The sequence below is a fragment of the Azospirillum sp. UENF 312511 genome, from assembly GCF_058780635.1.
Map to the genome: position 1 here is coordinate 963,863 of NZ_JBSNCG010000001.1, position 12,162 is coordinate 976,024.

Here is a 12,162-nt window from a genome sequence, read left to right on the forward strand (position 1 = left end):
TCCGGGGAAGGTCGGTGGGCGTCTTACGGAGCCTGCGGCCCCAGCAGCATCACCAGCTTGTAGTCGGATCGTCCGGCGGGGCACAACGTCACTTGTTCGTAGACCAGCGTCCCGTCCTGGGGATGGGTGAAGCCGCGGGTGCCGCCCTCCCGCTCCAGAACGCCCTGGTCCTCCCACAGCCGGGCGAAGCGGGGGGAGGCGGCGCGCAGGCCGTCGACCAAGGCGGTCACCTCCGCATCCCCGGCGCGGCGGGCGGTGTCGGCGCGGAACTCGGCGAGCAGCCGGCGGGCGCGGTCCTCCCAGTCGGCGATGAAGCCCCGCGCGGTGGGATCGAGGAAGACGTAGCGCAGCAGGTTCCGCTCCGCCCCGCCCAGCCAGCCGGAGAAGAGATGCGCCGCCGCGGCGTTCCAGCCGACCGCCGTCCAGACGCGGTCGAGCAGGTAGGCCGGCGCCGCCACAACCTCCAGCGCGGCCAGCAGCGTGGCAGGGCGAGGGTCCGGTCCGTCTTTCGCGTCGGCGTCGGGATCGCGCTTGCGCGACAGCTCGAACAGATAGGCGCGCTCCGCCGCGGTCAGCCGCAGCGCCCCGGCGATGCGCGCCAGCGCCTGCGGCGAGACGGAGACCTCACGCCCCTGTTCCAGCCAGGTGTACCAGGTCGGGCTGAGGCCGCAGAGCTGGGCGGCCTCCTCCCGCCGCAGGCCGGGCGTGCGGCGGCGGGCAGAGCCGGCCTGCGGGATGCCGGCCTCCACCGGGGTCAGCCGCTCCCGGTGGGCGCGCAGGAAGGCGCCCAGCCGGTGCCGGGCATCGTCGTCGGAACTCATGGTGGCAGCGCTTATACCAGGATAAGCGCTTGCCTTGTACCAGTTTGCCGGAAGCCCGATGCTGGGTCCTCACGACGAACACGCCCCAACAAACACGAACGGAATCGCTGCCATGACCAACAGCCACCACGGCGTCGTCGCCGCACAGTACGGCCAGCGCGCCGACGCCTATGTGACCAGCGCCGTCCACGCCTCAGGCGCCGACCTGGACCAGATCGAGGACGCGTTGCGCGGGAAGAACGCCGGCCGCGTGCTGGATCTCGGCTGCGGCGGCGGCCATGTCGCCTACCGCGCCGCCCCCCACGCCGCCGCGGTGGTGGCGGTGGACGTCACCGCCCCGATGCTGGAGGCGGTGGCCCGCAACGCGGCGGAGCGCGGCCTGACCAACATCACCACCACCCAGGCCCCCGCCGAGCGTCTGCCCTTCGCGGACGGCCATTTCGACGTGGTGCTGAGCCGCTTCAGCGCCCATCACTGGCTGAACGCCGAGGCCGGCCTGCGCGAGGCGCGGCGGGTGCTCGCCCCCGGCGGGCGGGCGGTCTTCGTGGACATCGTATCGCCGGGGCACCCGCTGCTGGACACCCATCTCCAGGCGGTGGAACTGCTGCGCGACACCTCGCACGTCCGCAACTACAGCGCCGCGGAATGGATGGCCGCGCTGTCGCGCGCCGGCTTCGCGGTGACCGGCCTGACGCCGCGCCGCCTGCGCATGGAGTTCGCCGTCTGGACCGCCCGCACCTCCACCCCGGAGCTGCGCGCCCAGGCCATCCGGGCCCTCCAGGACCTCGCCTCCGACGAGGTGCGCCGCCACTTCGACATCCTGGAGGACGGCAGCTTTCTCCTGGACAGCCTGACCATCGAAGCGGAGGCTTGCTGACCACAAGAAAAGATCGGGGAGGGGCGGCGATGGGGGACGTTCATGTGCGAAAGGCCGGGCTTGCCGACGCGGGCACGGTCACCGGCCTCGTGGCGGCGCTGCTCTCCGAACTCTCCGCCGGGCAGAACGACACGCCGCGGGCCGTCATGCTGGCCGTCGCCGAATCCCTGCTGAGCGGCGACGGCCCGTCCTGCACGGTCTTCCTGGCCGAGGACGGGGCGGGGCGTCCGCTCGGCGTCGCGACCCTGTCGGAGGGGGCCTGCATCTCCACGTTGGGTCGGTTCGGGACGATCCGGGAATTGTACGTGACGCCGGAGTCGCGCTCCGCCGGGGTGGGGCGGCGGCTGATCCGGGCCGTTCTCGACCATGGCCGCGCCCATCGCTGGACGCGGGTCGAGGTGGGCGCTCCGTCTGCCGCGGAATGGCCGGATTCCCTGCGATTCTACCAGCGCGAGGGCTTCACGGAGATCGGGCCGCGATTGAAATTCCGCTTGGCCTGACACCGGCCGTGGAGCTTGCGTGATGCCGCTTGGTTGCGTGTTGACAGACGATTCGGCCACGCGCCAAATGAACCCGCATCACCGGCCGCCGAAAAGAACGGGCGGCCAATCGACCGAACACGGGAGGTTGTTAGGAATGAAGCGCATCCTGCTGGGTGCCGGGCTCGGCGTTGCCGCCACCTTGGCGCTTGCTGCGCCGGCCCAGGCCGCCAAGACCCTCGTCTATTGCTCCGAGGGCAGCCCTGAAAACTTCAACCCGATGGTCAACACGACCGGAACGAGCTTCGACGTCTCGCTGCCCGTGTACAACAACCTCGTGCAGTTCGAGTACGGCGGCACCAAGGTGATCCCCGGCCTCGCCGAGAAGTGGGAGGTGTCGGAGGACGGGCTGACCTACACGTTCCACCTGCGCAAGGGCGTGAAGTGGCACAGCAACAACGACTTCAAGCCGACCCGCGACGCCAACGCGGACGACGTTCTGTGGTCGTTCAACCGTCAGTGGAAGAAGGATCACCCCTTCCACAAGGTGTCCGGCGGCGCCTATGACTACTTCAACGACATGGCGATGCCGGACCTGCTGAAGTCGATCGAGAAGGTCGACGACTACACGGTCAAGTTCACGCTGAACAAGGTCGAGGCGCCCTTCATCGCCAATCTGGCGATGCCCTTCGCGCCCATCCAGTCCGCCGAATACGCCGAGACCCTGCAGAAGAAGAACCAGATCGACAAGATCGATCAGGCGCCGATCGGCACCGGCCCGTTCCAGTTCGTCGCCTACCAGAAGGACGCGGTCATCCGCTACAAGGCGTTCGAGCCGTATTGGGGCGGCAAGGCGCAGCTCGACAACCTCGTCTTCGCCATCACGCCCGACGCCGCCGTCCGCTACGCCAAGCTGAAGGCCGGCGAATGCCACATCGTGCCGTACCCGAACCCGGCCGATCTGGAGGCGATGAAGAAGGACAGCGCCATCACCCTGATGGAGCAGGAAGGCCTGAACGTCGGCTATCTCGCCTTCAACGTCACCAAGAAGCCCTTCGACGACGTGCGTGTCCGCCGCGCGCTGAACATGGCCATCGACAAGAAGGCCGTGGTCGATGCGGTGTACCAGGGCGCCGGCGTCCCGGCGAAGAACCCGATCCCGCCGACCATGTGGTCGTACAACAAGGAGATCGAGGACTACCCCTACGATCCGGAGCGCGCGAAGAAGCTGCTGGCCGAGGCCGGCTTCCCGGACGGCTTCGAGACCGACCTGTGGGCCATGCCGGTGCAGCGCCCGTACAATCCCAACGCCAAGCGCATGGCCGAGATGATGCAGGCGGACCTCGCCAAGGTCGGCATCAAGGCCAAGGTCGTGCAGTACGAGTGGGGCGAGTACCGCAAGCGCCTCCAGGCCGGCGAGCACCAGATGGGCATGCTGGGCTGGACCGGCGACAACGGCGACCCCGACAACTTCCTGCACGTCCTGCTCGGCTGCGAGGCCGCGCGTCCGGGCGGGTCGAACATCGCCAAGTGGTGCTACAAGGAGTTCGACGACCTCGTCGTCCAGGCCAAGCGCACCACCGATATCGCCGCCCGCACCAAGCTGTACGAGCAGGCGCAGGTCATCTTCAAGGAAGAGGCCCCGTGGCTGACCGTCGCGCACTCGGTCGTGCACATGGCGCTGAGCAAGAATGTGGTCGATTACAAGATGGACCCGTTCGGCATCCATCGCTTCTACGGCGTCGATTTGAAACAATAAACTCAGCGTAGCAAGCGGCTTTACAAAGCGGTGGCCGGGGCATTAAACCCCCGGCTTCCCTTTGCGGATGCAGAGGTAAAAAAGGGGGCCGCGGCCCCCTTGCTTTCGTTTCGAGCCCCCGGTGACGATCCGATGCTACGCTTCATCCTGACGCGGGTGAGCCTGGTGATTCCGACCTTTCTCGGCGTCACCTTCCTGACCTTCCTTCTGATCCGCCTTGTGCCCGGCGACCCCATCGAGGTGCGCGTCGGTGAGCGCGGGATCCCGCCCGAACGGCTTCTCGAACTGCGGCACGAGCTGGGGCTGGACCGCCCGCTGTGGCATCAGTTCCTCGACTACATCGGCGGGGTGCTTCAGGGCGATCTCGGCGTGTCGCTGGTGACGCGCAATTCGGTGTTCAGTGAATTCGTGACGCTGTTCCCGGCGACACTGGAACTGGCGGCGCTGGCCATGCTGTTCGCCACGGTGGTCGGCCTGCCCGCGGGGATCATCGCGGCGGTCCGGCGCGGCTCGATCTTCGACCACGGCGTGATGGGCATCAGCCTGACCGGCTATTCCATGCCGATTTTCTGGTGGGGCCTGCTGCTGATCCTGTTCTTCTCGGTGGGGCTGGGCTGGACCCCGGTATCCGGGCGGCTCGACCTGCTCTATTACGTGGAGCCGGTGACCGGCTTCATGCTGATCGACACGCTGATGGCCGGCGAATACGGCGCCTTCTGGTCGGCGCTGCACCACCTCATCCTGCCGATGATCGTTCTCGGCACCGTTCCGCTGGCCGTCGTGGCGCGCATGACGCGCTCCGCCATGCTGGAGGTGCTGGGCGAGGATTACATCCGCACCGCGAAGGCCAAGGGGCTGGCGGGCAAGCGGGTGATCGGCATGCACGCCCTGCGCAATGCGCTGATCCCCGTGGTCACCGTGATCGGTCTTCAGGTGGGCACGCTGCTGGGCGGCGCGATCCTGACCGAAACCATCTTCTCCTGGCCCGGCGTGGGCAAGTGGCTGATCGAGAGCATCAACCGCCGCGACTATCCGGCGCTCCAGGGCGGGGTGCTGCTGATCGCAACGACGGTGATGACCGTGAACCTGCTGGTGGACGTTCTCTACGGCGTCCTGAACCCCCGCATTCGCCATTCGCGGTGAGGTGAGCCATGACGACTCCTACGACGACGGGCGTTCCGGAGACTCTTCCGGCCGCTTCTCCGCCGGTTTCCCAGCCGCCGCACCCGCTGGTCGAGTTCTGGTACCATTTCCGGCAGAACAAGGGGGCCATGGCCGGCCTCGCCGTGATCCTGCTGATCGCCGTGGTGGCGCTGTTCGCCGAGCTGGTGGCGCCGCACGATCCCAACATCCAGTACCGCGACGCCATCCTGGTGCCGCCGGTCTGGCAGGAGGGCGGGCGCTGGGCCTTCCTCCTCGGCACCGACGACATCGGGCGCGACATGCTGTCGCGGCTGATCTTCGGGGCGCGGTTGTCGATGATGATCGGCCTGATCGTCGTCACGCTGTCGCTGGCGGTCGGGCTGGCGCTGGGCATGGTCGCCGGCTTCTTCGGCGGCGTCACCGACGCGCTGGTCATGCGCTTCATGGACATCTTGCTGTCGCTGCCCAGCCTGCTGCTGGCCGTGGTGGTGGCGGCGATCCTCGGGCCGGGGCTGGTCAATGCCATGCTGGCTGTGTCCATCGTGGTCATCCCGCACTACGCCCGCCTGACCCGCGCCGCGGTGATGGCGGAGACCAACAAGGACTACGTCGTCGCCTCCCGCGTGGCGGGGGCCGGGCCGCTGCGGCTGATGCTGGTGGTGATCCTGCCGAACTGCGTGGCGCCGCTGATCGTCCAGGCGACGCTGGGCTTCTCCACGGCGATCCTCGACGCTGCGGCGCTGGGCTTCCTCGGCCTCGGCGCGCAGCCGCCGACGCCGGAGTGGGGCACCATGCTGGCCTCGTCCCTCCAGTTCCTCCAGCGCGCCCCTTGGGTCGTCACCTGGCCCGGCGTGGCCATCCTGGTGACGGTGCTGGCCTTCAACCTGCTGGGCGACGGGCTGCGCGACGCGCTCGATCCCAAGCTGAAACGCTGAACCCTTCTATTCCTGGGCTGCCATGCCTCTTCTCGATATCAAGAACCTGTCCGTCGAGTTCACCACGCGCGCCGGCACCTTCCGCGCCGTGGACGGGATCGACCTCACCGTGGACGAGGGCGAGGTGGTGGGCATCGTCGGCGAGTCCGGGTCCGGCAAGTCCGTGACCTCGCTCGCCGTGATGGGCCTGCTCGGCTCCAACGGCACGGTGGTCGCCGACCGCATGCACTTCAGCGGCAAGGACCTGCTGGCTATGAGCCCGTCGCAGCGCCGGAAGATCACCGGCAAGGACGTGGCCATGGTCTTCCAGGAGCCGATGACCAGCCTGAACCCCTGCTTCACCGTCGGTTTCCAGATCATGGAGACGCTGAAGGTGCATGAGGGGCTGTCCGGCAAGGCGCTGCGCAACCGCGCCATCGAACTGCTGGAGCAGGTTGGCATCCCGGCTCCGGAAAGCCGCCTGTCGGCCTTCCCGCACCAGCTCTCCGGCGGCATGAACCAGCGCGTGATGATCGCCATCGCCATCGCCTGCAACCCGCGCCTGCTGGTCGCGGACGAGCCGACGACGGCGCTCGACGTGACCATCCAGAAGCAGATCCTCGACCTGCTGGTCCGCCTCCAGAAGGAGCGGGGCATGGCGCTGATCCTGATCACCCACGACATGGGCGTGGTGGCGGAGACGGCGCAGCGGGTGGTCGTCATGTACGCCGGGCAGGTCGCCGAGACGCGCCCGGTGGACGCCCTGTTCAAGGCGCCGCGCCACCCCTACACCGGCGCGCTGCTCGACGCGCTGCCGGAGCGGGCGCTGGGCAAGCGCCGGCTGCCGACGATCCCCGGCGTGGTGCCGGGCATCGGCGACCGGCCGCAGGGCTGCCTGTTCAACCCGCGCTGCCGCTTCGCCACCGACCGCTGCCGCATCGAGCGGCCGGCCCTGTTCGACGTGGACGCCGGCAAGGCGCGCTGCTTCTATCCGCTATCCGACAATTTGAGTCCCGACGCTCCGGTCGGCGCCGGGGAGGTTCTGTGATGACCGACATCCTCACCGACGTCATGCCGGCCACCGGCCCGGTGGTTTTGGAAGCCATCCACCTGCGCAAGCACTACGCGGTGAAGCGCGGCGCCTTCAAGCCGGCGGCCACCGTGAAGGCGCTGGACGGCGTGTCCTTCCAGCTCGAAGCCGGAAAGACGCTGGCGGTGGTCGGCGAGTCCGGCTGCGGCAAGTCGACGCTGGCGCGCTCCGTCACCATGATCGAGCCGCCGTCCTCGGGCCAGCTTCTCTACGACGGTCGCGACGTGGTTGGGCGCACCGCCGCGGAGATGAAGGAGCTGCGGCGCACCGTCCAGATGGTGTTCCAGAATCCCTATGGATCGCTGAATCCCCGCAAGACCGTGGGCTCGATCCTGTCGGAGCCGCTGGTCATCAACACCCCGATGGGCAAGCAGGAGCGCCGGGAGCGGGCCGTCGCCATGATGGCGAAGGTCGGTCTGCGCCCTGATCAGGTGGACCGCTACCCGCACATGTTCTCCGGCGGCCAGCGCCAGCGCATCGCCATCGCCCGTGCGCTGATGCTGAACCCGCGGGTGGTCGTGGCGGACGAGCCGGTGTCGGCGCTCGACGTGTCGATCCAGGCGCAGGTGCTGAACCTGATGATGGATCTTCAGGAGGAGCTGAACCTCGCCTACCTGTTCATCTCCCACGACCTCAGCGTGGTCCGGCACATCGCCGACGCGGTGATGGTGATGTATCTCGGCCGACCGGTGGAGCATGGGCCGAAGGACGTGGTCTACAGCCGGCCGCGCCACCCCTACACCCGCATCCTGATGGCCGCCACGCCGCGGGTGAACCCGGCGCTGCGGGCGGAGCGGGTGATCCCGAAGGGCGAGCTGCCCTCGCCGCTGAACCCGCCGCCGGGCTGCCCGTTCCACAAGCGCTGTCCCCACGCCACGGAACGCTGCGCGGCGGAGGTGCCCGCCCTGCGTCCGGTGGACGAGCGGCTGGTCGCCTGCCACTTTGCCGAGGAGATGGCATAGGGCAGGGCGTCGGCGATCGGGTGAATCCAGTCCGGTGCCGGGCGTGAAGCCCGGCATCGGCCTATTGGATCTTTTTGAAGATCCTGCAGATTTGGAGTGTCGTGTTGCCGTTCAGGGCCGTCAGGTAGGACGAGTATCCCCAGAGAACATGCGACGCGATTTCCCCGAGCCAATCCTCCAAGCCATCCACCAACCCCTCGGTAAGCTCCTGATACTTGTTGCAGATGGCGTTGGTGAAGGCGCGGTTTTTCTTGATGTAAGGATTGGCCGGGTTGCCAAAGAGCATCACGTAACTTCCTACATTCATGAGGGCGTCGTTCCACTCGTCCACCACCGCAAATCCGTAAGGCGACACGGACATCGTGAGATCGATCCGATCGTCTCCAATCGCTTGAATGGTGTCTTGTCGGGCAGTGAAGTACTCGACCTCCGGCGGACCTTGGACGTTCTGAACATCGCCGACAAGGCAGTTGAGAGCTGCCTGGAGCGCGAGGGTGGCTTCGGATTGGTCGAGTGGATCGAAATTGATCAGGCGGGTGACGCCGCACCGATCGAAATCGCTCGCGAAGAGTGGAATGTAGCCCGCGGCGATGTTCAGAACTGTTCTCGGCATGATATGGCCTTTCGTAAGGACGGGCTGACGACGGCGCGGATGGATCAGGGCAGCGCAAGCGCCGGAAAGACGTGGAGGTCCCCGGCGTCCCGCGCGAAGATGTCGGCTACGCGGACGCCGACGGCGTTCACGGGCAGGATTTCAGCAGGGGCGGCCACGACCGGAGGCAGCGTCACCGCCTGCGCGTCGCATCCCCAGCCCAGCCCGTCGCAGTGCAGGACGAGGCCGTCGGGTTTCACAGCAATGTTCAGCGGGTCGACTTCCGCACCGCAAGAGGGGATGAGCTGGACATCGATGGGCGCGAGGTTTCGGGACTTGCGCAGCCTGCCGACCAGATGATCCAGGCAAATTTCAAATCCGAAGATCAGCCCGTCCAGGGTGAAGACCGACGAGCCGTCGTAATTGCGGTGCTGGCTTTCGCTTCGGGTCGTGTTGGACGGAGCCAAATGCTTGACTCGCTCAAGGGCGATGCCGCCGTCCTTCATGGTTCCGGCCCGGATGAAGTCGATTCCGGACTTTTTTTCCTTGAGCACGGCGAAGGCGGTCCGCTGCCCCAGTTCCTTGTCGTTGCCGAAGCCGCCCTTTTGGATCAGGCTGTAATTGTAAGCCTCCGTGTCCGGTGGGAAAAGCTTGGCGATCAATTGCGCTAGCAAGCTCGTCCCGATGACCTGCTCCGACTTGCCGACGATGGTGCCGAAGACGAACAGCCAGTTCTTCCATTTGGCGTCGGCGACCAGAGCGTGCAGCTTGTCGACGAGGGTCTGCACATCGTCCATCTCGTAGGCGCCGGTTTTTCCCCGAAAGAAGAACTCCGGCATCATGAATATCTTCAGGGTCTCGTCGGACGTGTCGATCTGCGTCGAGGCGCGGGCGGCGTCGATCGCACAGCCGACCAGCTTCACGCGCTCCGCGATGTCGTCCTCCGGCTTGTCCAGGCCGAGGTAGCGCTGCTTCGCCGTCGTCCTGACGCTTTTGCCGAACAACGACGTCACGAACTCGCGCTCGATGACGACGTCGGGGCCGGTGAAGATGAGGTGGGCGACGAACTGAACCTTTTTGTAGGGCATTCTTCCGTGTCCTGTGCTCCGGGTGGACAGGCGAGGCGGCGCGCCTCTTGACATGCAGGACGCACGGAACGCGAGGTTGTGAGGGCAAATCGGAGCGTCGCGGCTCGTCACGGGGCTCACTGGGCGTTGAACCGCCGTGCGGAAAGGGATACCCTCGCGCCGGCCGTGGTCATTGCCCGCGCCGTTGGGGGGAAACGAGGTCCGTTTGGGAAGGAAATTGGCGCAATGCCGCTGATGGTGTGGAACGACAAGCTGAGCGTCGGGATCGCGCAGTTCGACGAGGAGCACAAGCAACTGGTCGCCCTGGTCAACGAGCTGTTCGACGCCGTCCAGGCAGGGCGCAGCAAGGAGGCGCTGGGCGGCATCCTCGACAGCCTCGTCGCCTACACCAAGTCGCACTTCACCCATGAGGAGGAGCATTTCGCCCGCCTCGGCTACCCGGACCGCGACGCCCACAAGGCGGAACACGACGCGCTGGCCAATCAGGTGCTGGAGGTGCAGCGCAAATACCACGCCGGTGCCACAGCCACGCTGAGCATGGAGGTGATGAACTTCCTGAAGAACTGGCTGATCAAGCACATCCAGGGTACCGACAAGAAGTACGGGCCCTTCCTGAAGGAAAAGGGCGTGGCGTAAAGGGCCATTTCCCGAAGGACGGCCGTGGCCGCGCCCGTCTTCCGGTGAGCGGGCAGGGCGGGCCGCAAAACACCTGAAGACCGGCCCGATCGCCGGCACCGGTCGACGGGACGGAACGTTCCTGACCGTTCGCTTTTTCTCTCCGATGGTGGGGGTTTCCCCCAAGGGAGTCGCGCGTCGACCCGGCACAGCCATCGCCGGGTGTCGGGAACTCTTGGCCGGGGCCGGGGTTCATGACGTGACGGATGACTCCTGAATGGCTCCGTCATCGCGCAATTCCGGCGAAGGTGCGCCGATGAACCGATGGCCGAAACGGAGCCGTCCCGCCACCAGCGCCCAGGACAACCGCGCTGGCGCTGCCGGCGCGTGCCGCCGCCAATCCGTCCCCCGCTCTCCTGATCCCGCCACCGCCGCCCGGCTGCCCGAGGCGCCGCCGTTACGCGCCATCGCCGCCTGAACATGACGATCCGGAGACACACGCAACCGTCACAGGGTCAAAACCATGGAAGAACAGTGGCTCCTCAAGGCGAAATTCGTTGCCTTCAACCTGACCATTTCGGCGTTCGTTTTCGTCCTCTATGTGCAGGGGTGGCTGGACCGGGTCTTGACCGGGCACATCGCCGTGGCGACCGCGATCATCGGGATCGTGTTCGTGGTCGGCTTGGTGATGTCGGCCTACCGGGTGTGGAAGATCGGGGGTGAGCTGGACCGGGCCAAGCTCGGCGGCGGGCGGCTGATGAAGGTCGAAAGCGAGCGCGCCCTGGAAATCCGCCTGTTCTCGCGGATCTCCCATCTTCAGCACATCGCCAACGCGCTGGGCATGCTCGGCCTGATCGGCACCGCCTGGGGCTTCAGCCTGTTCGCCGCGAACATCACGCCGGACATGGTGGGCAACGCCGCCTCGGCCGGCGCCATGGTGACCACGCTGGCGAGCGGTCTGGGCGTGGCGATCTACGCCACGATGCTCGGCGGCGCTCTGTGCCTGTGGACCACCTGCAACCTGCAGCTTCTGCGCGGGGCCACGGCGTCGCTGTGCGCCCTGATCATGGACGAGGCCCACGCCCGCTCGCGGCTGGCTCCGCGGACGGGGACGCCGGACTTCACCACGCCGCAAACGGCCCCCTACGGCGCCCTGGGCGGTGAGGCCACACCATGAACGACTTCCTGGGCGAGGACCAAACCGGTGTGCTCGTCGCGCGTGACCTGCTGACGCTGCTGCTGTGCGGCTTCGTGGCCTGCGCGGTGCTGGCGGTCCCCTTCATCAACGAGGCCAAGAAGACCGAAGCCAACCAGCAGAACGAGTCCTCCTCGTCCGCGGCGGCGGGGATGGAGCCGCCGGGAAACGTCATCATCGAGGCGCGCTGGGACGACAAGCTGCGCAGCGACGTCGATCTTTGGGTGCAGGCGCCGGGCGATGTGCCGGTCGGCTATTCGAACAAGTCGGGACTGATCTTCAACCTGCTGCGCGACGATCTGGGCGCCTACGCCGATCCCACGGAAATCAATTTCGAAACCTCCTACTCCCGTGGCATTCCTCCAGGCGAGTACACCGTCAACGTGCATATGTTCCGCAATCTGGAGAATGTGTTTCCCATCTGGGTCCGGGTGGTCGCGCGCGTCAAGGCGGAGCATGAATCGGGGGCCGCCACCATCGCCGCCACACGCGTCCGGCTGGACCACGAGGGGCAGGAGATCACAGCCTTCCGCTTCAACCTGAACGAACGAGGTGAGCTTGTGCCGGGGTCCCTGAACGCCGTGTTCAAGCCGCTGCGCTCGGCGAAGAATTGACCCGTCGGATCGA

General features: G+C 66.8%; 13 protein-coding genes. 10 read left to right on the plus strand and 3 right to left on the minus strand.

The features are described 5' to 3' along the window. Positions 1-23 precede the first annotated feature (23 nt). Positions 24-821, minus strand: coding sequence for a helix-turn-helix transcriptional regulator (locus ACWPN7_RS04405; protein WP_459196736.1), 798 nt, complete (start codon positions 819-821; stop codon positions 24-26). Between the two features lie 112 nt (positions 822-933). On the opposite strand from ACWPN7_RS04405, the gene ACWPN7_RS04410 reads away from it, so the two are divergent. The 7 genes from ACWPN7_RS04410 (at position 934) to ACWPN7_RS04440 (ending at position 8,045) form a co-directional block, all read left to right on the plus strand. Next, a complete protein-coding gene (locus ACWPN7_RS04410; RefSeq protein WP_459196737.1) occupies positions 934-1,698 on the plus strand; it encodes a class I SAM-dependent methyltransferase in 765 nt (254 codons plus the stop codon). 29 nt (positions 1,699-1,727) lie between these two features. Next, on the plus strand, positions 1,728-2,198 hold the full coding sequence (locus tag ACWPN7_RS04415; RefSeq protein WP_149650380.1) for a GNAT family N-acetyltransferase: 471 nt from the start codon (positions 1,728-1,730) through the stop codon (positions 2,196-2,198). Between the two features lie 136 nt (positions 2,199-2,334). Beyond that, positions 2,335-3,936 carry an ABC transporter substrate-binding protein gene (locus ACWPN7_RS04420; protein WP_040134197.1) on the plus strand — a complete coding sequence of 534 codons (1,602 nt, stop codon included), beginning with the start codon at positions 2,335-2,337 and terminating at the stop codon, positions 3,934-3,936. Positions 3,937-4,068: 132 nt separating this feature from the next. Further along, positions 4,069-5,079: an ABC transporter permease subunit gene (locus ACWPN7_RS04425; protein ID WP_035679052.1), complete on the plus strand. Its 1,011-nt coding sequence runs from the start codon at positions 4,069-4,071 to the stop codon at positions 5,077-5,079. 8 nt (positions 5,080-5,087) lie between these two features. After that, the gene (locus ACWPN7_RS04430) at positions 5,088-6,014 is read left to right on the plus strand and encodes an ABC transporter permease subunit (protein WP_137116251.1); all 927 of its coding nucleotides are present in this window, start codon (positions 5,088-5,090) and stop codon (positions 6,012-6,014) included. Between the two features lie 22 nt (positions 6,015-6,036). Next, on the plus strand, positions 6,037-7,041 hold the full coding sequence (locus tag ACWPN7_RS04435) for an ABC transporter ATP-binding protein (protein WP_451993924.1): 1,005 nt from the start codon (positions 6,037-6,039) through the stop codon (positions 7,039-7,041). Further along, the gene (locus ACWPN7_RS04440; protein WP_051658215.1) at positions 7,041-8,045 is read left to right on the plus strand and encodes a peptide ABC transporter ATP-binding protein; all 1,005 of its coding nucleotides are present in this window, start codon (positions 7,041-7,043) and stop codon (positions 8,043-8,045) included. The genes ACWPN7_RS04435 and ACWPN7_RS04440 overlap by 1 nt, the downstream gene beginning before the upstream one ends. 61 nt (positions 8,046-8,106) lie before the next feature. Here the strand turns inward: ACWPN7_RS04440 and ACWPN7_RS04445 are convergent, their stop codons facing one another. Together ACWPN7_RS04445 and ACWPN7_RS04450 are read right to left on the minus strand one after the other, a co-directional pair. After that, positions 8,107-8,658, minus strand: a complete 552-nt coding sequence (locus tag ACWPN7_RS04445; RefSeq protein WP_451993922.1) for a hypothetical protein — start codon at positions 8,656-8,658, stop codon at positions 8,107-8,109. A 44-nt stretch (positions 8,659-8,702) separates the two neighbouring features. After that, positions 8,703-9,836 (minus strand): hypothetical protein, encoded by a 1,134-nt coding sequence (locus ACWPN7_RS04450; protein ID WP_459196738.1) that lies wholly within the window; start codon positions 9,834-9,836, stop codon positions 8,703-8,705. Between the two features lie 114 nt (positions 9,837-9,950). On the opposite strand from ACWPN7_RS04450, the gene ACWPN7_RS04455 reads away from it, so the two are divergent. From ACWPN7_RS04455 to ACWPN7_RS04465, 3 genes are all read left to right on the plus strand, one after another. Continuing rightward, positions 9,951-10,361, plus strand: a complete 411-nt coding sequence (locus ACWPN7_RS04455) for a bacteriohemerythrin (protein WP_103039172.1) — start codon at positions 9,951-9,953, stop codon at positions 10,359-10,361. Positions 10,362-10,863: 502 nt separating this feature from the next. Further along, a complete protein-coding gene (locus tag ACWPN7_RS04460) occupies positions 10,864-11,517 on the plus strand; it encodes a MotA/TolQ/ExbB proton channel family protein (protein WP_040134191.1) in 654 nt (217 codons plus the stop codon). Then, positions 11,514-12,149 (plus strand): DUF2135 domain-containing protein, encoded by a 636-nt coding sequence (locus ACWPN7_RS04465; RefSeq protein WP_040134190.1) that lies wholly within the window; start codon positions 11,514-11,516, stop codon positions 12,147-12,149. Before ACWPN7_RS04460 ends, ACWPN7_RS04465 begins: the two co-directional genes overlap by 4 nt. Positions 12,150-12,162 lie beyond the last annotated feature (13 nt).

What these genes read in the sequence shown, in the direction of transcription:
- ACWPN7_RS04440 (WP_051658215.1), top strand. Translation starts at nt 7,041, where the DNA reads ATGACCGACATCCTCACCGACGTCATGCCGGCCACCGGCCCGGTGGTT.
- ACWPN7_RS04445 (WP_451993922.1), bottom strand. Translation starts at nt 8,658, where the DNA reads ATGCCGAGAACAGTTCTGAACATCGCCGCGGGCTACATTCCACTCTTC.
- ACWPN7_RS04415 (WP_149650380.1), top strand. Translation starts at nt 1,728, where the DNA reads ATGGGGGACGTTCATGTGCGAAAGGCCGGGCTTGCCGACGCGGGCACG.
- ACWPN7_RS04420 (WP_040134197.1), top strand. Translation starts at nt 2,335, where the DNA reads ATGAAGCGCATCCTGCTGGGTGCCGGGCTCGGCGTTGCCGCCACCTTG.
- ACWPN7_RS04435 (WP_451993924.1), top strand. Translation starts at nt 6,037, where the DNA reads ATGCCTCTTCTCGATATCAAGAACCTGTCCGTCGAGTTCACCACGCGC.
- ACWPN7_RS04430 (WP_137116251.1), top strand. Translation starts at nt 5,088, where the DNA reads ATGACGACTCCTACGACGACGGGCGTTCCGGAGACTCTTCCGGCCGCT.
- ACWPN7_RS04460 (WP_040134191.1), top strand. Translation starts at nt 10,864, where the DNA reads ATGGAAGAACAGTGGCTCCTCAAGGCGAAATTCGTTGCCTTCAACCTG.
- ACWPN7_RS04465 (WP_040134190.1), top strand. Translation starts at nt 11,514, where the DNA reads ATGAACGACTTCCTGGGCGAGGACCAAACCGGTGTGCTCGTCGCGCGT.
- ACWPN7_RS04425 (WP_035679052.1), top strand. Translation starts at nt 4,069, where the DNA reads ATGCTACGCTTCATCCTGACGCGGGTGAGCCTGGTGATTCCGACCTTT.
- ACWPN7_RS04455 (WP_103039172.1), top strand. Translation starts at nt 9,951, where the DNA reads ATGCCGCTGATGGTGTGGAACGACAAGCTGAGCGTCGGGATCGCGCAG.
- ACWPN7_RS04405 (WP_459196736.1), bottom strand. Translation starts at nt 821, where the DNA reads ATGAGTTCCGACGACGATGCCCGGCACCGGCTGGGCGCCTTCCTGCGC.
- ACWPN7_RS04410 (WP_459196737.1), top strand. Translation starts at nt 934, where the DNA reads ATGACCAACAGCCACCACGGCGTCGTCGCCGCACAGTACGGCCAGCGC.